The sequence below is a fragment of the Sphingomonas sp. PP-CE-1G-424 genome (assembly GCF_004341085.1).
GTDB lineage: Bacteria > Pseudomonadota > Alphaproteobacteria > Sphingomonadales > Sphingomonadaceae > Sphingomonas.
This window is the reverse complement of record NZ_SLXW01000002.1, coordinates 423,426-445,558: the sequence shown is the minus strand read 5'-3', so window position 1 is coordinate 445,558 and position 22,133 is coordinate 423,426. Positions and strand designations below refer to the sequence as shown.

Below are 22,133 nucleotides of genomic sequence, written 5' to 3'. Positions count from 1 at the left end.
ACGCCCGCCACCGCACGACCAATTCGTTTGCATGCTACCGCGCCGCACCGGTACGAGGAGGCCATAAGGTACCGATACCAAATCGCGTGCCATCTCGGGGGGACTATGATGTCGGCAGGCTTTTCCACGGTCACGATCGCGCTTCTGCTGCAATCGGCAGCAACGCCGATACCAGCCCCGACTACCACAGCGACCGCCACCCCTACCGCAACCCTGTCTGCGGTCGCGCACCCGGAGATCTGGCCTACCGCGAACGCCCGCCCCTCGCGCGATCCGAAGGCCGAGGCACGGATCGACGCGATCCTGAAACGCATGTCCGTGGAGGACAAGATCGGCCAGCTGATCCAGGTCGACATCGCCAGCATCGAGCCGTCGGATCTGCGCACCTACAAGCTCGGCTCGATCCTCAACGGCGGCAACGCCGGCCCGCACGGCAACGATCTCGCGCCGCCGGTCGAATGGCTGAAGCTCGCGGACGACTTCTACGACGCGTCGATGGCGCGCAACGACGGCCGCCCCGCGATCCCGGTGATCTGGGGCACCGACGCGGTCCACGGCAACAACAACATACCCGGCGCGACGCTCTTCCCGCACAATATCGGGCTCGGCGCAGCGCGCGACCGCGACCTGATGCGCGAGATCGGCCACGTCACCGCGATCGAGACCGCCGCCGCGGGCATCGACTGGACCTTCGCACCGACGCTCGCCGTCGTCCGCGACGACCGCTGGGGCCGGACGTACGAGAGCTATTCCGAGGAACCGCAGGTCCAGGCCGATTACGCCGGCGCGGTGATCGAAGGCGTCCAGGGCAAGGTCGGCACCAAGGAATTCCTCGCCCCCGACCACGTCATCGCGACGACGAAGCACTTCCTCGGTGATGGCGGCACCGGCGGACGCGACCAGGGTGACGCGCGTATCCCAGAGACGACGCTGCGCGACATCCACCTTGGCGGCTACCCCGCCGCGATCGAGGCGGGCACGCAGTCGGTGATGGCCAGCTTCTCGAGCTGGAACGGCGCCAAGATGCACGGCAACAAGAGCCTGCTGACCGGCGTGCTCAAGGACCGCCTCCACTTCGACGGCTTCGTGGTCGGCGACTGGAACGGCCACGGCCAGGTCGACGGGTGCAGCAACGAGAGTTGCGCCGCGGCGATCAACGCCGGCCTCGACATGTTCATGTATTCGGGCAGCGGGTGGAAGACGCTCTACGCCAACACGCTGAAACAGGCGCAATCCGGAGAGATCCCCGCCGCGCGCCTAGACGACGCGGTCCGCCGCATCCTGCGCGTGAAAATCCGCGCCGGCACGTTCGATCGCGGTCGCCCGTCGTCGCGCGCGCTCGCCGGCAAGATGACCCTGATCGGTGCCGCCGACCACCGCGCGATCGCGCGACGTGCCGCGCGTGAGTCGATGGTGCTGCTCAAGAACGAAGGCGAACTCCTCCCGCTCAAGCCCTCCGCCAACATCCTCGTCGCAGGCGGCGGTGCGGACAACATCCCGCAACAGGCCGGCGGCTGGTCGCTCACCTGGCAGGGCGGCGGCACCACCAACGCGAACTTTCCCAACGCCGAGACGATCTGGTCGGGGATCAGCACCGCGGTCAAGGACGCCGGCGGCACCGCGACGCTGTCGGCGGACGGCAGCTTCGCGAAGAAGCCCGACGCGGCGATCGTCGTGTTCGGCGAACAGCCCTATGCCGAGTTCAAGGGCGATCGCCCCAACCTCGAATTCAGCCCCGACGACAAGTCCGACCTCGACCTCCTGCGCAAGCTGAAGGCCGCGGGCGTGCCGGTCGTCGCGGTGTTCCTGTCAGGTCGCCCGCTCTGGGTGAATGCCGAACTCAACGCCTCCGACGCGTTCGTCGCGGCGTTCCTGCCAGGCAGCGAAGGCGGCGGCGTCGCCGACGTGCTGTTCCGCCAGAAGGACGGCAGCGTCGCCAACGACTTCCGCGGCAAACTCAGTTTCTCCTGGCCCAAACGCCCCGACCAGTATGTCCTCAACCGTTCCGACCCCGGCTACGACCCGCTGTTCGCATTCGGCTACGGCCTCAGTTACGCCAAGCCGGGCAGCGTGCCGAAGCTCGACGAAACTCGCCCCGCCGGCATGGCCGCATCGTCGAATGGCACGATCTTCGGCAAGGGCCGCGTTCCCGAAGGCTGGTCGCTCGCGCTGGTCGAGCAGGGCCAGTCGAAGGTCCGCCTCCTCGGCGTCAACGCGACGACCGCGACCAAGCGCCTCACCGCCTCCGCAGTCGACCGCCGCCGCCAGGAAGACGCGCGCGCGTTCGTCTGGACCGGCGGCCCCGCCGAAACGCGGGTCGAGGCGTCGGGTCCGCTTGATCTCACGCGCGAGAGCAACGGCGAACTCAGCCTCGTCGTCGACGTCCGCGTCGATCGCGCAGGCAGCGCACCAGTCGGTCTCGGCATGGTCAGCAACGACGGCAAGTCGGTCACCGTCCCGATCACCAGGACGCTCGCGGCCGGCAAGCCGGGCGACTGGCAGCAGGTGATCGTTCCGCTGAAATGCTTCGCCAAGCGCGGCATCGACATGGCGCACGTCACCGCACCGTTCGTGATCGCCACCGACGGCAAGCTTGGCCTCTCGATCTCCGACGTCAAGATCGACTCCGCGCCCGTGCCGATGACGAAGTGCGGCGATTGATCGGGCCGAGCGGGCGGTCGCACCGCCCGCTCGGCTGACGTCGAATTTCCTCATGAGACCTAATTCGCCAAATCAATTGGCTTTCTCAGTCGGTCATGCTCTGATGGATTGATAGCGCAGCCCGGCCACAGATCCGGCTGCCGATATGGGGGATGACTGATGACCGACCGTTCTGCCACCGGGCTTGGCGTTTCCCTGTTTGGGCTGATGCTCGCATCGACCGCGTCGGCGCAGACGCTGGCGGGACCCGCGGCGCTGCCCGCCGGCTATGCCGATCGCGGCACGGTGAAGTCCGAATGGCCGGTCCAGGTGCGCCAGATGGCCGGACAGGTCACCCCCCAGGATCCCGCAACCATCCCCCGGACCCGCGCGCCGTTGCCCAAGCCCGTCGCCAAGCCGATCCCGCGGGGTCCCGCACTCGCCAGACGCGCCCCCGGCCTGTGGACCGTCGCCGGCTGGCGTCTCGCCGAAGCCCCCAAGGTTCAAGCGGATGGTGCCGCCCTGTCGCGCGTGGGCTATGACGCGAAATCCTGGTATGTCGCCACCGTTCCCGGCACCGTCCTGACGACGCTGGTCGATCGCGGCGTCTATGCCGATCCCGCGTTCGGACTGAACAACCTGACGATCCCCGAGAGCTTGGCGCGGCAGGATTACTGGTATCGCACCGAGATCGATGTTCCCGCCGAAACCACCGGCAAGCATCTCGAACTGAACTTCAAAGGTGTGAACTACGCTGCCGAGATCTGGCTGAACGGCGCGCGTCTCGGCACGATGAAGGGCGCGTTCATCCGCGGCCGGTTCGACGTCACCGGCAAGCTTGCAGCGGGCCGCAACGTCATCGCGGTCAAGGTGTCGCCGCCTCCCCATCCCGGCGTTGCTCACGAGGAGTCGATGACCGCGGGCGTGGGCGAGAATGGCGGGATGCAGATGCTCGATGGCCCGACCTTCGTCGCGAGCGAGGGCTGGGACTGGATCCCGTCGATCCGCGACCGCAACACCGGGCTGTGGCAGGGCGTCGACTTGATCGCGACCGGTGATACCGCGCTGGGCGATGCACACGTGGTGACGACCTTGCCGTACGCCGACAACAGCGTCGCTAACGTCGAGATCACCGTGCCGGTCCGCAACCTGACCGACCAGCCGACCACCGCCACGGTCACCGCGAAGTTCGACGCCGTCACGGTCAGCAAGTCGGTACCGCTCGCGCCCCATGCCAGCGCCGACGTGATGATGGCGCCCGCCGAGTTTCCCGCGCTCGCAGTCCGCAATCCGAAGCTCTGGTGGCCGAACGGCTACGGCGCGCCCGCGCTGCACGACCTGACGCTCACGACTGCCGCCAACAACGCCGTCTCCGACACCAAGACCCTGCGCTTCGGCATGCGGCAGGTGACGTACGAGATCTCGCTGATGGACAAGACCGATACGCTGCGCCGCGTCGGCATCGACCTGTCCAAGGCGCGCGCGCTCCACACGCAGATCGTCGACGGCACGCACCAGGGTATCCGCAAGACCGACAATGGCTGGGCCGCCTCGCTCGTCCCCGGCGCCGAAACCTCGCCGGCGGTGACGCCGATCGCGGGCGACGCCGGGCTCGCGCCCTACCTCCTGATCAAGGTCAACGGCGTGCGGATCGCCGCGCGTGGCGGCAATATCGGCATGGACGACTTCATGAAGCGGACCGAACGCGAGCGCCTGCTGCCGTTCTTCCGGCTGCATCAGGACGCGAACCTCAACATCATCCGCAACTGGGTCGGCCAGAATACCGAGGAAACGTTCTACGATCTAGCCGACGAACACGGGCTGATGATCCTCAACGATTTCTGGGAATCGACTCAGGATTACAACATCGAGGCGCAGGACGTGCCGCTGTTCGCCGCCAATGCCGAAGACGTGGTGAAGCGGTTCCGCAACCATCCCTCGATCGTCGTCTGGTTCGGCCGCAACGAGGGCGTGCCGCAGCCGATCCTCAACGAGGCGCTGCAGGGGATCATCAACCGCGACGACGGCACGCGCCTCTACATGGGCTCGTCGAACCGCGTGAACCTGCAGAACAGCGGCCCGTACAACTGGCGGCCCGAGTCCACCTACTTCACCGAACACGCGAAGGGCTTCTCGGTCGAACTCGGCACGCCCAGCTTCCCGACGCTGGAGGCATGGACGCGTGCGCTGCCTAAGGCCGATCTCTGGCCGATCGGCGATACCTGGGCGTATCACGACTGGCACCAGACCGGGAACGGCGCGGTCAAGACGTACATGGATGCGCTCGCGACTCGCTATGGTGCGGGCACCAGCCTGCCCGACTTCGAACGCAAGGCGCAGATGATGGAGTACGACTCCTATCGCGCGATCTTCGAAGGGTTCAACGCCGGGCTGTGGACCACCAACTCCGCGAGAATGCTGTGGATGACGCAGCCCGCCTGGCCGTCCTCGGCGTGGCAGATCTTCTCGTCCGACTATGACACGCACGCCGCGTTCTACGGCACCAAGAAGGCGTCCGAGCCGGTCCACGTCCAGATGAACCTGCCCGATCACAAGATCGTGCTGGTCAACAACGGTCCCGCGCTGACCGGTGCGGTGGTTCATGCCAAGGTGACGTCGCTGGACAACCGCGTGCTCGCCGAACAGCGCGCGACGGTCAGCGCAGGCGCCGGACTGGTCGCGGATGCCTTCACGCTCGATCTGGCACCGCTGCTGACGCAGGGCATGGTGCTGGTCTCGCTCGACGTGACAGATGCCGCCGGCAAGATCGTCTCGCAGAACGTCTATTGGCAGGGTGCCGACGACGACGCCTATCGCGGCATGACGACGATGGCGAAGGTCCGCCTGACCTCGACCGCGACCAGCCGCCGCGATGGCGACGAGATCGCGACCACGCTCGACCTGTCCAATCCGGGCAGCGTCGCCGCGCTGGCGACCAAGCTGACGGTGATGAACGGCGACGGGACGCAGGTCCTGCCCGCCTATTTCACCGATAACTATGTCTCGCTGCTGCCGGGTGCCAAGCGGCGGATCGAGATCCGCTACCCCGCCTCCGCGACCAAGGGCAGGACGACGGTCGCGCTGCGCGGCTGGAACGTGACGCAGACCGCCGTCAAAGTCCGCTGAACCGATAAAGATCCTCGCCGCCCTCGCCTTGCTTGTAGCCCCGGCAGCGGCGGCGGCGCAGGACCACCCGATGCGCTCCGGTGACCGCCGACCCGATAGGATGACCCGATGAAACCGACCCATCTGTTGCTCGCTGCGCTCGCCGTCGCCGTGGCGTTCCCCGTCTTCGCCGCCGACCCGACGCCCGAGCAGAAATCGGCGAAGGAAGCCGAGGACCGGCTGCACACCGACTGGGCGTGGGTCGGCCGTTACCGCGACGCGAACGCCGCTCTCCCCGCCCCCGTCGCCGGGCAACCCCGCATCGTCCTGATCGGCGACTCGATCACGCAGGGCTGGTTCGATCACATTCCGACGTTCTTCACGCCCGGCCGGATCGGCCGCGGCATCGGCGGGCAGACCACGCCGCAGATGCTGGTCCGCTTCCCCGCCGACGTCATCGCGCTCAAGCCCGCCGTGGTGCAGATCATGGCCGGCACCAACGACATCGCGTTCAATACCGGACCGATGACGCCCGACGAGAGCAAGGCCAACATCCGCGCGATGACCGAACTCGCACAGGCCAACGGCATCCGCGTGATCCTTGCCTCGATCCCGCCCGCGGATCGCTATCCGTGGCGGCCGGGGCTCGATACCGGCAGCAAGATCGTCGCGATGAACGCGTGGCTCAAATCCTATGCGGCGGCGACCGGCTCGACCTATGCCGATTACTGGTCCGCGCTGGTCGCGCCCGGCACGCTGGGGATGCGCGAGGGGCTCTCGTCGGATCACGTCCACCCGACGGTGGCCGGGTATGCGGTGATGGCACCGGTCGCCGAACGCGCGTTCAAGGCGGCGCTGTCGCACCCCGCCCCGACCCGCGCGATGATCGCCCGCTGATGCTGCTCGCCGCGCTAGCCCTATCGACCGCAATCGTCTCCACCGACCGCGGCGCGGTGCGCGGCGAGGTGACTGCGGATGGTCGCCAGCTCTACCGCGGCATTCCCTACGCCGCGCCGCCGACGGGGCCGCTCCGCTGGAAGCCACCGCAGCCGGTCCGCACTTGGCAGACTACCCGCGACGCCATCGCGTCTGCGCCATCTTGCCCACAGGTCGATCGCGGCTGGAACACCCAGGCGGCCAGTTTCGCGAGCGAGGACTGCCTTTATCTCGAGATCGCGACGCCCGATCCCAAACCCGCCAGGCCGCTGCCTGTGATGGTCTGGATCCACGGCGGCTCGAACTATGCGGGCGGCGGCGCGGGCACGATCCAGTCGGGCATGGTCCGCAAGGGCGTCGTGCTCGTCAGCATCCAGTACCGGCTCGGCGCGCTCGGCTTTATGTCGCACCCTGCGCTCACCCGCGAAGGCGGCGGCGCCTCGGGCAATTACGGGCTGATGGACCAGCAGGCGGCACTCCGCTGGGTCCGCGCCAACATCGCAGCCTTCGGCGGCGATCCCGCCAACGTCACGCTGTTCGGCGAAAGCGCCGGTGCGATGGACGTCGGCCTGCATTTACTCAGCCCCGGCTCGCGCAGACTGTTCGCCAAGGCGATCGAAGAAAGCGGCACGCCCGGCTTCGGCACGCCGCCGCGCAGCCTCGCCGAGAACGAACGCCTCGGCACCATGATCGCGGCAAAGGCCGGCATCGCGCAGACCGCCGCCGCGCTCCGCGCGCTCCCCGTCGCACGCCTGATCGCCGCGACCGAGACGGTCGACGTTCCCGGTCTCGCTGACAAGAGCTTCATCTGGCTCCAGGCGATCGTCGACGGCCGCGTCCTCACCGAAACGCCGGCCGAGACCCTGGCGAAAGGCGGCAACCCCGCCCCGCTGATCGTCGGTAACAATGCGCGCGAACTGACGCTCCACGGCGGCGTATCGCGCGCCAGCGAGGCGATCGCGGACGCGTTCGGGCGCAACGCCGGCCTCGCGCGGCGAGCATATGGCGTGGACACGATCCCGGTCGCCGATCCGCGGATGGGCGATCTCGACCTGATCCTGTCGAACGACATCACCTTCCGCTGCCCGGTGACAACCATCGCAGCCGAGCGAACCCGCGCAGGCCAGCCCGTCTGGCAGTACCAGTTCGACTATACCGCCCCCGACGCCAAGCCGGTGACGCATGGCAGCGAGATCCGCTACGTGATGGCGGGCAGCGACGAACTCGAACCGGGCGCGCCGCCGATGCAGGCCTATTGGCTCGCCTTCGCGCGCACCGGCACCCCGAACGCAGCCGGACTGCCGACCTGGGAACGCTACGATCTGGCGAGCAAGACGTATCTCGGTTTCGTCAACGGCGGTCCGCAGCCCGGCAACGATCTGCGCGGCGCGGTCTGCGGACTGCGCGCCGCGCCCTGACGTCGAACGGCGTCAGGCTGGCCAGAGCCGCGCGGCGCCGCGGACCCCGCTGCTGTCGCCCCACACCGCCTGGACGATCTTCGCGTCCCAGCCATCCGAGAACGTGTGGCTGCGCACCACCGCGGGAAGCCGATCGTAGATCTCCACGACGTTCGACATGCCGCCCCCGAGCACGAAGCAATCCGGATCGACCAGGTTCGCGATCAGCGCGAGCGCGCGACCCAGGCGGTCGATGTAGCGATCGAGCGTCGCACTCGCGCCCGCGTCGCCGGCGCGCGCCGCAGCGATGATCGCCGCGCCGTCGAGCGCCTGCCCCGTGACGCTCTCATAATCGCGACGGAACCCCGTCCCCGACACCCAGCTTTCCAGGCAGCCATGCTGGCCGCACCAGCACGCAGGCCCCGGCACCTCGACTCCCGTCGGCCACGGCAGCGGGACATGGCCCCATTCGCCGGCAATCCCGTTCGCGCCCTCGACGATCCGCCCGTCGATCACCAGTCCGCCGCCGCAGCCGGTCCCGACGATGATCGCGAACGCCGATCGCGCACCCGCTGCGGCGCCATCGACCGCCTCCGATAGCGCCAGGCAATTGGCATCGTTCGCCATCCGCACCGGTCGCTCCATCGCGGTTTCCAGGTCTTCGCGGAACGTGCGGCCGTTGAGATAGAGCGAATTGGCGTTGCGCATCAGGCCGGTGCGCGGCGAGATCGATCCTGGCGTGCCGATCCCGATCGTGCCCGGCGCGCCGGCTTCCGCCTCGACTGCGAGAACGAGTTCGCGGACGTCGCGCACCGCGCGATCGTAATCGCCCGGGTTGGGCACGCGAAGACGGCTGAGGAACTGGCCGCCCTCGTCGAGCGCCGCGGCCTCGATCTTCGTCCCGCCGAAATCAATACCAATCTGAACCATCGATCGCCTCTCCCATCGAACGCCGTCGGCGACGTCGAAACCGGAGGGGGGAGTGCAGCGTCTCTCGGTAAAAGAGGCACAGGGGCTTCGCTGCGATCAGAACCGCCGATGCCAATCGCTCCCACCGTCGCCCAGTCGCAGCGGCACGTGTGAGACCAATCTAGCCAAGCACCATCGAATTAAAAAGTTAAATTGCGTTAATCGTTTCAGCCGGAGCGGCCGGCCTGCATCAAGATGGCGTCCGACGGAAGGATATGGTGGAGGAACGGCAGGATCGCCGCGCCGATCGCGGGCGCATCGTCCGACATCGCGGCGCGCATCACCCGCGCCGCCGATGGCAACGCCGATTTTTCCAGCATCGCGTTGAGCCGCTCGACCAGCGCATCGACCAAAGGCCCGGGCAACCGTCCCCCGATCAGGACCGCACCGGGATCGACCAGGCAACTCACCGCGATCAGCGGCGCGATCAGCGATTGCGCCGCATCCTCGACCCAGTCGGCGACGATTGCCGTCACGGCTGGATCGTCACCGGTGAGCGCGCCGACCCCCGCAATGTCGCAGCCCCCCGCCTCCAGCCGGTCGTAGAGCGCGGACAGCGACACCGTTTCCTGTACCGTACGGCCTTGGGCACGCTTGGTCATGTCGGGCATGAAACCGATCTCGCCGCTGCGCGCGCCGGCGCCACGGAAGTAATTCCCGTCGATCACCAGTCCGCCGCCCAGCCCCGCGCTGACCAAGACGTAGAAGAAGCTCGGTAGCACCATCCCCGATCCGAATTGCGCCTCGCCGATCGCCGCCGCTGCGGCATCGTTGTCGACATAGACCGGCCAGGGCGCGATCGCCCCGACGAGCGCGACGACGTCGACGTCGTCCCACCCCTCATACGCGGCGGGACGATGCGGAAACGGCACCCGCCCCAAGTCGTCGGGCATCGCGACGCCAACTCCCAGCAGGCGTGCCTCGTCGATCAGGTCGGAGGCTCGGATCGCGGCGATCTCGTCGCGCAGCCAAGCCGAGACCACTTCGGGCATCGCGAACGCGATTTCACGCGTCGCGCGCGTCAGGACCGTCCCCGCGAGGTCGAGCGACACGATCGTGATGTGGTCACGGTCGATATTGATCCCGACCGAAAAGCCGCCCGCCGGATTGATCACGAGCTGCGCCGCGGGCTGACCGCGCGCGCCCTGCCGCCGCCCCGCGTCGCTGATCAGCCCCGCCTCGAGGAGCCGCCGCGTGATGTTGGCGATCGTCGGCGCGGTCAGCCCGGTGATCGTGGCGAGATCGGTCCGGCTCGCCTCGCCGCTCACGCGGATCACCTGCAGCACGGTCCGCTGGTTGTAGTCGCCCGCGCGTTCGAGGTTGGTTCCCGAAAGACTGATGCCAAGCCGCGCGCCGCGATCGCCAAGCCGCGCGCCGCGATCGACCGCCGCCGACTTTCCCGGCGCGCCCGAGCCCAGTTCCTTGTTCTTCGTCACATGCTTCGCCCGTTCCGGTCGGTTGCGCGGAGATTCGATCCCCGGACCATACCGATCGCAGCCTGACGCCCAAATCGCAGCGGGTCAAAGCCGGCTATCGTCGGTTTCGCCGTCGATCGGGACTGGCGTTTCGCTGCCGTCGACTCAATCGGTTGAGGCGTCACAGTTTTCTCGCACGACCCGTCCTATCTGCTGTCCTGAACCCGGTATTTTGTGCCACATCGGGCGAATGCAGGATCGTCTTTTCGCGCCGCGCCGCCGCGCGCGCCTATCACCACTTACGTCGAGGCTCTGCCACCATGAATAGCGACGTCCTGATCGTCGGCTCGGGCGCCGCCGGGCTTACCGCGGCGCTAAACCTGGCGGAGCGCTTCAAGGTCACCGTGCTCGCCAAGGGTGCGCTCAACGAAGGCTCGACCGCCTGGGCGCAAGGGGGGATCGCCGCGGTGCTCGAACCCGGTGACACGTTCGAGAACCATGTCGAGGACACGATGGTCGCCGGCGCAGGCCTCAATGACCGCGCGATCGTCGAGATGGTCGTCGAGGGCGCCCCCGCGGCGATCGAACGCCTGACGCATCTCGGCGTGCCGTTCGAGACCGAGGGCAACGCGCTCCACCTGACTCGCGAGGGCGGCCACTCGCATCGCCGCATCGTCCATGTCGCCGACGCGACCGGCTGGGCGGTGCAGGAAGCGCTCCAGAAGGCCGCCGAAGCACATCCGAACATCACGCTCGTCCCCGACCAGATCGCGATCGACCTCGCCACCGGCCGTCACGAGGAACGCTATTCGGGATCCGGCAACGTCTGGGGCGTCTACGCGGTCGACCGCAAGACCGAGCGCGTCGCCCTCTACACCGCGCGCGCGACGATCCTCGCAACGGGCGGCGCAGGACGCACCTACCTGTTCTCGACCGCCCCCCGCGGCGCGACCGGCGACGGCATCGCGATGGCATGGCGCGCGGGCGCCCGCGTCTCCAACATGGAGATGATGCAGTTCCACCCGACCTGCCTCTACAATCTGGAGGTCAAAAATTTCCTGATCACCGAGGCGGTCCGCGGTGAAGGCGGGCGGCTGATCAACCCGTCGACCGGCAAGCGTTTCATGACCTATTACGACCCTGTGCGGATGGAGCTCGCCCCCCGCGATATCGTCGCGCGCGCGATCGACGCCGAGATCAAGCGCTACGGGCTCGACTACGTCCATCTCGACATCAGTCACATGCCGGCCGAGTTCATCCGACACCATTTCCCGAATATCCACGAGAAGCTGCTCGGTCTCGGCATCGACATGACCACGCAGCCGATCCCGGTTGTCCCGGCGCAGCATTACACCTGCGGCGGCATCGTCATCGACGAGCACGGCAAGACCGATCTGCCCGGGCTGTACGCGGCGGGAGAATGTACCGAATCCGGCCTGCACGGTGCCAACCGGCTCGCGTCCAATTCGCTCCTCGAATGCTTCGTGTTCGGCGAGGCGGCGGCGGACAGCATCGCAGCCGCGTGGGACTCGCTGCCCCCGCCCCCGCCGATCCGCCCGTGGGACGAAAGCCGCGTCACCGATTCCGATGAAGAGGTCGTGATCAAGCAGACCTGGACCGAGATCCGCCGCTTCATGTGGAATTACGTTGGCATCGTCCGCACCACCAAGCGGCTCGAACGCGCCAAGCACCGCATCGAACTGCTCAACGACGAGGTCGCCGAATATTACCAGCATTTCCGCGTCACGCCCGACCTGATCGAACTGCGCAACCTGCTCCAGACCGCCGAACTGATCGTCCGATCCGCGCTGCATCGGCACGAGAGCCGCGGGCTGCATTTCACGCTCGACTACCCCGAAACCCTGCCGGAGGCGGTCGATACGGTTCTCGTTCCATAGGATGACGGCGGCTCGGCGCATCGTCGGCGCGCTTCGTCGCAGCGACGTGCTGCCGCAGTTTCACGTGGCGGATCAACGGATAAGGGTCGGTGCTTCAGTGCAGGGCGTTCCATCATGACATCGGCGAGTGCGTTCAAGCGTCTTCTGGTAACCTCGCTGTTCGGCGCGGCGCTCGCCGGTTGCGGATCGGCCTCGCGGCCAAGCCCTCCCGCGGTCGGACCGATGCACCAGTCCGAGGGGTTCGTCTCGATCCCGGTGCCGCCGCCACTGCCCCGCGCTCTGCGCCCCGCTCCGCTCAGCCTCGTCAACGCGATCTCCGAGCTGCACAGCGGTTTCCAGGGCAAGGCAGGCATCGCCATCCGCGCGGTCGACGATGGCTGGACGGTCGAAGCCGGCGGGCGCCAGCTCCTGCCGCAGCAATCGGTCAGCAAGCTCTGGGTGGCGCTGACCGTGATGGACCTGCGCGATCAGGGCAAGCTGCGCCTCGACGAACCGATCGTCGTCCGCCCCCAGGACCTGACTCTATTTCACCAGCCGATCGCGATGCTCGTCAAGGGCGACGGCTATCGCACCACTGTTGGCGACCTTCTCACCCGCGCGCTGACGCATAGCGACAATACGGCGAACGACCGGCTGCTCACGCGGGTCGGCGGGCCGTCCGCGGTACGGTCGATGATCGCACGGAAACAGCTTGGTGCAATCCGCTTCGGTCCGGGCGAACGGCTGCTTCAGAGTGGTACGGCGGGGCTGATCTGGCAGCCGTCCTACGCGGTCAATGGCGGCTTCCTGACTGCGCGCAATCGGCTGTCGCCCGCCGCGCGCGAGGCGGCGCTGAATGCGTATGTCCGCAATCCACCCGATGGCGCCGCACCGATCGCGATTGCCGACGCGATCGCGCGGCTGGCGAAGGGGGATATCCTGTCCGAGACCTCGACCAAGATCCTCCTCGATACGATGGGGCGTTCGGTGACAGGCCGCGCTCGTCTGCGCGCGGCGCTCCCCGGCGGCTGGGAGATCGCGCACAAGACCGGCACCGGCCAGGACCTCGGCCGCCGCAACGCCGGCTTCAACGATGTCGGCCTGCTGACCGCGCCGGACGGACGCCGCTATGCGATCGCGGTAATGATCGGGGATACGATCCGGCCAATGCCCGAACGCCAGCGCCTGATCCAACAGGCCGCAGCCGCAGTCGCCCACTACGCCGGAACCACCCGCCCGCTGCACTGAAGCAGATATTCTGAGCGCATCCCAATTATCTACGTCATCCTGACGAAAGTCAGGACCCAGGATCACGGGCGATACCGTAGTTGGCTCTGGGTCCTGACTTTCGTCAGGATGACGTAAGAAGGGCGACTTCCCCTTTTCGGCGAGCCTCAGTCGAAGCCGTTTGCGAGGAACCGCTCCGCCACCGCGCAGTGCATCGCAATGCCGTGCGCCATGACGCGTTCGTCGATCGTCATCTTGGTATTATGCAACGGCGGGTTGGTACGCGGATCGCTACCCTCGGGCGCGGCACCAATGAACGCCATTGCCCCGGGCAGCTTCTGGAGGACGTACGAGAAGTCCTCCGCGCCCATCATCGGCGGCATCACCTGATACGCGCCCTCGCCGCCAATCGCGGTCGCGCACGCCTTCATCAGATCGGTCGCGCGTTCGTCGTTGACGGTGACCGGATAGCCTTCCTCGATCGTCGGCGCACCGACCGCGCCGTGTGCGGCGGCGATACCCTCGACCATGCGGATGAACGCCGCGCGGACCTGCTCGCGAGTGCGCTCCGACAGCGTCCGCATCGTGCCAAGCATCTCGACGGTCGACGGGATGACGTTGTGTGCGGAGCCGGCGTTAAGCTTGGTGATCGACAGCACTGCGGGGTCGGTAACCGCGACCTGACGCGCGACATAGGTCTGCAGGGCCGTAACGATTTCGCAGGCGATCGGCAGCGGATCGAGGCAGTCGTGCGGCATAGCGGCGTGGCCGCCGCGGCCGGTGATCGTCGCACGCAACGTATCGGTAGAGGCCATCAGCGTGCCTGCGCGGCTGACGACATGCCCCATCGGCATGTTGGGCGAGATGTGGAGCGCGAAGCCCGCCTCCGGCAGGGGTGAGTCGAGCAAGCCGTCGGCGATCATGTGGCGCGCGCCGTGATGCCCCTCCTCGCCCGGCTGGAACATGAACACGACCGTGCCAGGCAGTTCGTCCCGCCGTGCGCACAGCGCCTTGGCCGCGCCGACGAGCATGGCGGTATGCGAATCATGCCCGCAGGCGTGCATCGCGCCGTCGATCTTGGAGGCGAACGGGAGGCCGGTTTCCTCCTGCATCGGCAGCGCATCCATGTCGCCGCGGAGGAGTACCGTGCGCCCGTTGCCACCAGCATTGCCAGCGCGCCCGCCACGCAGGATCGCGACGAAGCCGGTGGTTGAGGTGCCCTCTCGGATTTCGAGCGGGAGCCCAGCGAGCGCGGCCTTCACCTTGTCCGAGGTGCGCGGGCAATGGAGGCCGACTTCGGGGTCCGCGTGGATCGCACGGCGAAGGGTGATGGCTTCGTCGAGGCTGTCCTCGCCAATGGCGGTCCAGTCGGTCGGGGCCCAGTCGGTAGTGGATTCGAAATCGAGGGACATGTCTGACTCCTTGAAAACTGGCTTCCACCCCGGCGAAGGCCGGGGCCCAATTGGAAAGGTCGATGCAACGAAGCGCCGTGCGACGTTACCTCCGTTCCCCAATTGGGCCCCGGCCTCCGCCGGGGTGGTGTGTTTGTTTGGGGGGCGGCTCGGCCCCTGATCATGAGGGCAGTCTACCCCCGGAACAGCCCGCCTAAAACCCCGCGCAGTACCGTGCCGACCAGACCACCGCTCGACGACGACCGGCGGGACTTGGTGCCAAAGACTTGCTTGCCGATCTCGTTCGCTACCTGCCGCCCAATCGACGAACTTGCCGCGCGTGTCGCCGACGATGCCATCTTGGTCCAGGGCGAGTTCGCCGCCTCGCGGTCGGCCTCGCGCTGCTGGCGGTCCGCCTCGCGTTGGTCCGCAATGCGAGCGCGTTCCGCTTCTTTCGCAGCCTTTGCATCGAGCTTCGCCTGCGCCGCCGCGGCCTTATCCGCCTCGGTCGTCGCCTTAGCCTCCGCCGCCGCGGCGCTTGCCTCCTGCGTCTTCGCGGCCAGCAATTCCTCCGCTGACTCCCGATCGACCAGCGTGTCGTACTTCGCCCCGACCGCATCGGTCTCGATCATCACCTTGCGCTCGGCCGGCGTGATCGGCCCGACGCGCGAGGCGGGCGGCTTGATCAGCGTGCGTTCGACCGGGGTCGGTGCGCCATCCGCCTGAAGCAACGACACCAGTGCCTCGCCGACCTTCAGCTCGGTGATGATCGTCGCGACGTCGACGCCGGGATTCGCGCGGAACGTCTCCGCTGCCGAGCGCACCGCGGCCTGATCACGCGGGGTGAACGCGCGCAACGCATGCTGGACGCGGTTGCCGAGCTGGCCCGCAACCGTGTCGGGAACATCGATCGGGTTCTGCGTGATGAAGTACACGCCGACGCCCTTCGAGCGGATCAGGCGGACGAACTGTTCGATCTTCTCCAGCAGCGCCTTGGGCGCCTCATCGAACAGCAGATGCGCCTCGTCGAAGAAGAAGCACAGCACCGGCTTGTTGGGATCGCCGATCTCGGGGAGATGCTCGAACAGTTCGCTCATCAGCCACAGCAGAAACGTCGCGTACAGTTTCGGCGAGGCCATCAGCTTGTCCGCGGCGAGGATGTTGACAATCCCCCGCCCCTTGTCGTCGACGCCGATGAAGTCGTTCATCTCGAGCGCCGGCTCACCGAAGAAATTCTCCGCGCCCTGCGTGCGCAGCTGGAGCAGCGAGCGCTGGGTCGCGCCGATCGATTGCTTCGACACGTTGCCGTATGTCACCGTCAGCTCGTCCGCGCGGCCGGCACATTCGGTGAGCATCGCCTGGAGATCGTCGAGATCGATCAGCAGGAGCCCCTCCTTGTCGGCGACGTGGAAGGCGATCGTCAGCACGCCCTCCTGCACCTCGTTGAGGTCCATCAGCCGCGACAGCAGCAGCGGGCCCATCTCGCTGATCGTGGTGCGGATCGGATGACCCTGCTCGCCGAACAGGTCCCAGAACTGGACCGGGTTGTCGGCATAGGCCCAGTTCTCGTCACCGATCGCGTTCGCGCGCTCGGCGAAGGTCGCGTGCGTCTTCGCGGTCGGCGAGCCGGCCATGGCGAGGCCGGACAGGTCGCCCTTCACGTCGGCGACGAAGCACGGCACGCCGTTCGCCGAGAAGCCCTCGATGATCCCCTGCAACGTCACCGTCTTGCCGGTGCCGGTCGCGCCCGCGATCAAACCGTGGCGGTTGGCGCGCTTCAGTTCGAGCGTCTGCGGCTTCCCGTCCACGCTCGCGCCGATGAAGATGCCGTCGGTCATGGGTCTCGTCCTCTGTATCCGGCGCCGACCCTAACCCCGCGCGCCGCAAAGAAAAAGGACCGCCGCTCAGGCGAGCGACGGTCCTTTGGATCAGTCGTGTCGGTCGTGGATTACTTGATCTTGACCGGCAGGAACTGCGCAGGCGTGCGTCCACGCTTGACCTGCAACAGGACCTGCGGGCGACCTGCGGACTTGGCGACGTTGACCGCGTTCTGGACGTCGACCGCGGTGCGCACGGGCGTGCCGTTGACCGAGATGATGACGTCGCCGCGTTTGAGCTTGCCGAACGCATCGCTGGTCTGCGCGACCACCGCGATCACGACACCCTGCGTGCCCGCCTCGACGCCAACCGCCTGCGCGATCGCCGGGGTCAGCGGCTGGACACCGATCCCCAGTGCGGCCCCGGCTACGGGTGCGGCGGGGGTGGCGGAATCGTCGCCATCGTCGCCATCGTCGGTACCGAAGCCCTGCGCATCGCCGCCGACCACAGCCGCCAGCTTGTCTGCGCTCGGCCGCGGGACCACGATCACGTTCGCGACCACCGGCTTGCCATTACGCAGGACGTCGAGACGCGCGGTCTGACCCGGCTTCACGTTCGAGACAAGGTAGGACAGCGACTGTTCGGCGGTCACCGGCGTACCGTTGACCTTGGTCACGACGTCACCGGCACGTACGCCAGCCTTCGCCGAAGGACCGCCCGCGGTCACGTCGTTGATCAGCTCGCCCGAGTTCTTGGCGATGCCGAGCGCTGCCGCCGTATCCTCGTCGATCGGGCCACTGCGACCCAATTGCACGCCGATGTAACCGCGTTCGATCGTGCCGCCCTTCATGAAGGTGGCGATGATCGGCTTGGCAACGGCGGCGGGGATCGCGAAGCCGATGCCAATATTGCCGCCCGACTGGCTGAAGATCTGCGAGTTCACGCCGATCACGTTGCCGTTGAGATCGAACATCGGGCCGCCCGAGTTGCCCTGGTTGATCGACGCGTCGGTCTGGATGAAGCGGTCATACGCGCCGCCCTGACCGGTCACGCGGTTGATCGCCGAGACAATGCCCGCCGTGACCGTACCGCCAAGGCCGAATGGCTCGCCGATCGCGACCACCCAATCGCCGACGCGTGCGCCGTTCGAATCGCCGAACTTCACGAACGGCAGGTTCGCCGCGTCGATCTTGAGCAGCGCGAGATCAGAATCCTGATCCTTGCCGATAACCTTGGCGACATATTCCTTCTTGTCGCTGAGCGTCACGGTGATCGAATCGACTGTCGCGCCCTGCGCGCCCGGCGAGATCACGTGGTTGTTCGTGACGATATAGCCGTCCGGCGAGATCAGGAAGCCCGAACCGAGCGAGGCGCCTTCGCGCTTCACCGGCGCGCCGCCCTGGCCACCGCCGCCCATGCCGCCGAACAGGTCCCCGAACGGTGTGCCCGCAAATGGATTGGCCTGCTGCTTCTGGACGATCGTCTGCTTGGTCGAGATGTTGACGACCGCGGGCTGAAGACGCGCGACCATGTCGGCGAAGCTCATCGGCGCGCCGGGTTTCGGCGAGACCGCCTGGATCGCACCGGGTTCGTTCTGCGCGACCTGCGCGCCGCTTGGCTGGAGCGCGAGCGTCGCGGTCGCGCCGCCGAGGAGAAGAGCACTGGTAATGGCGTAGGCGTAACGCACTAGATGTTGTCCTCTCGTTTCATCAATCGAAACAGGTATCCCGTAGGGACACCGTTCTGAATGATGCTTGAATATGAACGGGCGTTCAAAGGTTCCGCAGGCTCAACGCCCGCGGCCCTCGAATTCCCGCAAATAGCTGTTGTTCGGCGAAAGAATGATCGAGGTCGATCCTTCGGGTGCCGGACCGCCATCCGCGCCGAACGTGTGGCGATACGACTGCATCGCTCGGTAGAAGTCGTAGAAATCGGCGTCCTTGCCGAAGCTCTCGGCATAGATCTTCGCCGAATCCGCGTCGGCCTGAGCACGGACGATCTGCGCCTGCTTCTGGCCTTCGGCACGGATCGTGATCGCCTCCTGCTGACGGGCGCTCGACATGCGCTTCAAGGCGCTTTCGAGCGGCAAGCCGACGGGCAGGTTCGCCTGCTTGATGCGGACGTCGACGATCTCGACACCGTACTGGCTGGCGACGCGCTGGAGACCCTTCTGGATATTGTCCATCAGTTCCGAACGTTCGGGACTCAGCAGTTCGACGAAACGCCGCTTGCCGAGTTCGTTGCGCAGCGCCGAGCCGAGGATCGGACGAAGCTGATCGGGGATCCGGTCCTCGCTACCGACCGCGTTACGCATCTTGCGCGGATCGACGATCCGGTAACGCGCATAGGCGTCGACCTCGAGCCGGAGCTGGTCGGTCGACAGCACCAGCGTATTGTCCAGCTCAAGATCCTGCACGCGCTTGTCGATCCAGACGATCCGATCGACGAACGGAATGCGCGCGATCAGGCCCGCACCGGTCTGGCCGAACTGCGTGTTCGGCTGCCACGCGTTGACGGTGCGGATCGGCTGGCCGAACCGCAGGATCACCGCCTGCTTGGTCTCGGGCACGATCGCGAAGGTTGATGCGGCGAGGATCACCAGCAACAGGGCGATGATCCCGGCGACGATCGGGTTACGGAAACTCACGGCGTTCACTGGGCAGCTCCAGGCTGAGCTTGAGGTGCCGCGGCGGCAGCGGCGGGCGCTGGCGTGACTACCTCGGGATTCGGTAGGCGCTTGGCGTTCGACAGCGGCAGATACGGCACCACCCCGCCCGGCGTCTCGACGATCGTCTTGTCGCTCTTGGCGAGCACCGCCTCCATCGTCTCATAATACATGCGGCGACGCGTCACTTCAGGCGCGAGCTTGTACTGCTCGTAGACCTTGTCGAACGACGCGGCCTCGCCCTGCGCGCGCGCGACAACCTGTTGCGCATAGGAGCGCGACTGGTTGAGGTTGGCGATCGCCTCCTGCTGCGCGGCGGTGACCGCGTTGAAGTCCTCGACGATCCGTGCGGGTGCGGCGGCCTGCTTGATCGCGACGCCCTGGATGCGGACGCCCGACTTGTAGTCATTGAGAATCTGCTGGGTCAGGTCGGCGACACGCTGCTCGATCACGGTACGACCGGTGCCGATCGCCTGGTCGAGCGTCGTCGTCGCGACCACTGCGCGCATCGCGCTCTCGGCGGCAGCGCGGACGGTCTCGTTCGGCTCCGCGAGCTGGAACACGTAATCGCGTGGATCGGAAATATCCCAGCGCACCGAATATGCGAGGTCGATGATGTTCTGGTCGCCGGTCAGCGTCAGATTCTCGCCGTCCCCGGTCGGGAAATTGTCGGTGCGGATCTTCTGTACGTCGACCACCGTCACGTCGGAAATCGGCGCGGGCATCGTCAGGCGAACGCCCGGATCGAGCGTGCCGGCGTACTTGCCGAAATAGGTGACGACGCCGCGCTGCTGCGGACCGATCTGGTGGACCGAGGTGAACAGGATCCACACGACCGCGATGATCGCGACGCCGATCGCCCAGAGCGCGCGAGCGTTGGCCCCCGACGGCAGGCCGCCAAAGCCACCATTACCGCCGCCACCACCACCCGAGCCGCGCGCTTTACGCAGGAACTCGTCGAGCGCGGTCGGCTTGGCGGCAGGCTTGCGGCCACCTGGAGGTTGCGCCCAGGGATTGCGCGGGCCGCTGTTACCGTCGTCGCCCGAGCCGCCCCAAGGGCCTTTCGGTGTTTCGGTGGCGAGGATATCGGGGCGCCGGAACCAGCGCGAGAAGATCGTCATACCAACCTTTATAGGTGTGCGCTGGCGGAAAAACAGTGCCAAGCGGCCCGGGCGGCCCTATCTGGCGCGGATGATCGACATCGAAGGCGTAAAGGCGGCGGTTGCCGCAGTAGCGGGCAAGCGGGCGACCGTCCGGCTCGAAGGAACGCGAGCGGGCATCATCATCGATGCGACTGGGCTCGACCCGCAGGCGCGCGATGCACTGGAGGCCACCGTGCGGATGGCGGCGACGCAGCCCGGCGTGACCGAGGTGCGGATCGCCGTCACTGCGGAACGCTCGACCCGCCGGCTGATCGCGGTCGCCAGCGGCAAGGGTGGCGTCGGCAAATCGACGCTCGCCGCCAACTTGGCCATCGCGATGTCGCGTGCGGGCCGCCGCGTCGGGCTGGTCGACGCCGATATCTACGGACCGTCGCAGCCGCGACTGATGAACGTCGAGGGCACCCGGCCGACCGCGAAGGACAAGATCCTCGATCCGGTCCCGACCCCGTACGGCGTACCGCTGCTGTCGATGGGCCAGCTCGTCGAGCCGGGCAAGGCTATCGCGTGGCGCGGACCGATGGCGGCGGGGGCACTCGGCCAGCTGGTCGAGGCCGACTGGGGCGTGACCGATACGCTCGTGCTCGATCTCCCACCCGGTACCGGCGATGTCCAGCTGACGATGGTCCAGAAATACCGGCCCGCGGGCGCGGTGATCGTCTCGACCCCGCAGGATCTCGCGCTGATCGATGCGCGCCGCGCGATCGATCTGTTCGAGAAGGCCGGCATCCCGATCATCGGACTGGTCGAGAACATGGCGGGCTATATCTGCCCGCATTGCGGCGAGGCATCGGACCCGTTCGGCAATGGCGGCGCGGAAGCGGCGGCGCGTGAACTCGGCATCCCGTTCCTCGGCCGCGTACCGCTGACGATCTCGATCCGCACGGCCTCCGACGCGGGCACGCCGCCGGCCTCGAGCCCGGACGATACGGTGTTCATGCCGATTGCGGCTCAGGTCGTCGCATGGCTCGGGAAACTGTGAAACCCACGGGCCTGATCTACGTTGTCTGATTACCGGTCGTACCCGACGTGTTGAGTTGCGGTACGAGCGGACCAGATTTCTTCTTGCAGGAGGCATCGATGCCGTTGACCGCCGATGCCGACATCAAGGCCCTGCTCGAGAGCGCGCGCACGATCGCGTTGATCGGCGCCTCCGACCGCCCCGATCGCCCCTCCTACGGCGTAATGGCCGAGCTCCAGGCGCATGGCTACCGTGTGATCCCGATCAATCCGCAGATCACCGGCGAGCACATCCACGGCGAGTTCGTCTTTCGCGACCTGTCGCAACTCGGCGATCCGATCGACATCGTCGACATCTTCCGCAACTCGACCGCCGCCGGTGAGGCCGTCGACCAGGCCATCGCGGCGGGGGCAAAAGCGGTGTGGATGCAGCTTGGCGTCGTTAACGAAGACGCTGCCGCACGTGCCGAAGCCGCAGGACTGAAGGTGGTGATGGATCGGTGTCCGGCAATCGACATTCCACGGCTTGGTGTCGCCAAGATTGACGCAACCACCCGCGAATGACGCTTGCTA

15 protein-coding genes are annotated in these 22,133 nt (G+C 67.0%); 8 read left to right on the top strand and 7 right to left on the bottom strand.

The window, feature by feature from the left end:
• Positions 1 to 108: 108 nt before the first annotated feature.
• From C8J43_RS07145 to C8J43_RS07130, 4 genes are all read left to right on the top strand, one after another.
• A complete protein-coding gene (locus C8J43_RS07145; RefSeq protein ID WP_133030314.1) occupies positions 109 to 2,661 on the top strand; it encodes an exo 1,3/1,4-beta-D-glucan glucohydrolase in 2,553 nt (850 codons plus the stop codon).
• A 159-nt stretch (positions 2,662 to 2,820) separates the two neighbouring features.
• On the top strand, positions 2,821 to 5,766 hold the full coding sequence (locus C8J43_RS07140; RefSeq protein ID WP_133030313.1) for a sugar-binding domain-containing protein: 2,946 nt from the start codon (positions 2,821 to 2,823) through the stop codon (positions 5,764 to 5,766).
• A 108-nt stretch (positions 5,767 to 5,874) separates the two neighbouring features.
• A complete protein-coding gene (locus C8J43_RS07135; RefSeq protein ID WP_133030312.1) occupies positions 5,875 to 6,642 on the top strand; it encodes a GDSL-type esterase/lipase family protein in 768 nt (255 codons plus the stop codon).
• Entirely contained in the window at positions 6,642 to 8,099 is a 1,458-nt protein-coding gene (locus C8J43_RS07130) for a carboxylesterase family protein (RefSeq protein WP_133030311.1), read from the top strand. The genes C8J43_RS07135 and C8J43_RS07130 overlap by 1 nt, the downstream gene beginning before the upstream one ends.
• 12 nt (positions 8,100 to 8,111) lie before the next feature.
• Here the strand turns inward: C8J43_RS07130 and C8J43_RS07125 are convergent, their stop codons facing one another.
• Together C8J43_RS07125 and C8J43_RS07120 are read right to left on the bottom strand one after the other, a co-directional pair.
• The gene (locus C8J43_RS07125; RefSeq protein ID WP_133030310.1) at positions 8,112 to 9,008 is read right to left on the bottom strand and encodes an ROK family protein; all 897 of its coding nucleotides are present in this window, start codon (positions 9,006 to 9,008) and stop codon (positions 8,112 to 8,114) included.
• A 206-nt stretch (positions 9,009 to 9,214) separates the two neighbouring features.
• Positions 9,215 to 10,483, bottom strand: coding sequence for an ROK family transcriptional regulator (locus C8J43_RS07120; protein WP_243645460.1), 1,269 nt, complete (start codon positions 10,481 to 10,483; stop codon positions 9,215 to 9,217).
• Positions 10,484 to 10,782: 299 nt separating this feature from the next.
• On the opposite strand from C8J43_RS07120, the gene nadB reads away from it, so the two are divergent.
• Both nadB and C8J43_RS07110 read left to right on the top strand, forming a co-directional pair.
• A complete protein-coding gene (gene nadB / locus C8J43_RS07115; RefSeq protein ID WP_133030309.1) occupies positions 10,783 to 12,360 on the top strand; it encodes an L-aspartate oxidase in 1,578 nt (525 codons plus the stop codon).
• A gap of 114 nt (positions 12,361 to 12,474) precedes the next feature.
• Entirely contained in the window at positions 12,475 to 13,587 is a 1,113-nt protein-coding gene (locus tag C8J43_RS07110) for a serine hydrolase (RefSeq protein WP_165899565.1), read from the top strand.
• A 146-nt stretch (positions 13,588 to 13,733) separates the two neighbouring features.
• Here C8J43_RS07110 and C8J43_RS07105 read toward each other — a convergent pair whose 3' ends face one another.
• From C8J43_RS07105 to C8J43_RS07085, 5 genes are all read right to left on the bottom strand, one after another.
• Positions 13,734 to 14,978 carry a M20 family metallopeptidase gene (locus C8J43_RS07105; protein WP_133030308.1) on the bottom strand — a complete coding sequence of 415 codons (1,245 nt, stop codon included), beginning with the start codon at positions 14,976 to 14,978 and terminating at the stop codon, positions 13,734 to 13,736.
• A 173-nt stretch (positions 14,979 to 15,151) separates the two neighbouring features.
• On the bottom strand, positions 15,152 to 16,795 hold the full coding sequence (locus C8J43_RS07100; protein WP_133030307.1) for a helicase HerA-like domain-containing protein: 1,644 nt from the start codon (positions 16,793 to 16,795) through the stop codon (positions 15,152 to 15,154).
• Between the two features lie 110 nt (positions 16,796 to 16,905).
• Positions 16,906 to 18,462 (bottom strand): Do family serine endopeptidase, encoded by a 1,557-nt coding sequence (locus tag C8J43_RS07095; RefSeq protein ID WP_133030306.1) that lies wholly within the window; start codon positions 18,460 to 18,462, stop codon positions 16,906 to 16,908.
• A 102-nt stretch (positions 18,463 to 18,564) separates the two neighbouring features.
• Positions 18,565 to 19,431 (bottom strand): protease modulator HflC, encoded by an 867-nt coding sequence (locus tag C8J43_RS07090; RefSeq protein ID WP_243645459.1) that lies wholly within the window; start codon positions 19,429 to 19,431, stop codon positions 18,565 to 18,567.
• The gene (locus tag C8J43_RS07085; protein ID WP_121904267.1) at positions 19,428 to 20,561 is read right to left on the bottom strand and encodes a protease modulator HflK; all 1,134 of its coding nucleotides are present in this window, start codon (positions 20,559 to 20,561) and stop codon (positions 19,428 to 19,430) included. Before C8J43_RS07085 ends, C8J43_RS07090 begins: the two co-directional genes overlap by 4 nt.
• Positions 20,562 to 20,631: 70 nt before the next feature.
• Here C8J43_RS07085 and C8J43_RS07080 point away from each other — a divergent pair, with 70 nt between their 5' ends.
• Positions 20,632 to 21,582 (top strand): Mrp/NBP35 family ATP-binding protein, encoded by a 951-nt coding sequence (locus C8J43_RS07080; protein WP_121904679.1) that lies wholly within the window; start codon positions 20,632 to 20,634, stop codon positions 21,580 to 21,582.
• A gap of 98 nt (positions 21,583 to 21,680) precedes the next feature.
• Positions 21,681 to 22,124, top strand: a complete 444-nt coding sequence (locus tag C8J43_RS07075; protein WP_133030305.1) for a CoA-binding protein — start codon at positions 21,681 to 21,683, stop codon at positions 22,122 to 22,124.
• The last annotated feature ends 9 nt before the right edge of the window (positions 22,125 to 22,133 follow it).

What these genes read in the sequence shown, in the direction of transcription:
- C8J43_RS07105 (WP_133030308.1), bottom strand. Translation starts at nt 14,978, where the DNA reads ATGTCCCTCGATTTCGAATCCACTACCGACTGGGCCCCGACCGACTGG.
- nadB (WP_133030309.1), top strand. Translation starts at nt 10,783, where the DNA reads ATGAATAGCGACGTCCTGATCGTCGGCTCGGGCGCCGCCGGGCTTACC.
- C8J43_RS07100 (WP_133030307.1), bottom strand. Translation starts at nt 16,795, where the DNA reads ATGACCGACGGCATCTTCATCGGCGCGAGCGTGGACGGGAAGCCGCAG.
- C8J43_RS07140 (WP_133030313.1), top strand. Translation starts at nt 2,821, where the DNA reads ATGACCGACCGTTCTGCCACCGGGCTTGGCGTTTCCCTGTTTGGGCTG.
- C8J43_RS07080 (WP_121904679.1), top strand. Translation starts at nt 20,632, where the DNA reads ATGATCGACATCGAAGGCGTAAAGGCGGCGGTTGCCGCAGTAGCGGGC.
- C8J43_RS07125 (WP_133030310.1), bottom strand. Translation starts at nt 9,008, where the DNA reads ATGGTTCAGATTGGTATTGATTTCGGCGGGACGAAGATCGAGGCCGCG.
- C8J43_RS07085 (WP_121904267.1), bottom strand. Translation starts at nt 20,561, where the DNA reads ATGACGATCTTCTCGCGCTGGTTCCGGCGCCCCGATATCCTCGCCACC.
- C8J43_RS07110 (WP_165899565.1), top strand. Translation starts at nt 12,475, where the DNA reads ATGACATCGGCGAGTGCGTTCAAGCGTCTTCTGGTAACCTCGCTGTTC.
- C8J43_RS07130 (WP_133030311.1), top strand. Translation starts at nt 6,642, where the DNA reads ATGCTGCTCGCCGCGCTAGCCCTATCGACCGCAATCGTCTCCACCGAC.
- C8J43_RS07145 (WP_133030314.1), top strand. Translation starts at nt 109, where the DNA reads ATGTCGGCAGGCTTTTCCACGGTCACGATCGCGCTTCTGCTGCAATCG.
- C8J43_RS07135 (WP_133030312.1), top strand. Translation starts at nt 5,875, where the DNA reads ATGAAACCGACCCATCTGTTGCTCGCTGCGCTCGCCGTCGCCGTGGCG.
- C8J43_RS07075 (WP_133030305.1), top strand. Translation starts at nt 21,681, where the DNA reads ATGCCGTTGACCGCCGATGCCGACATCAAGGCCCTGCTCGAGAGCGCG.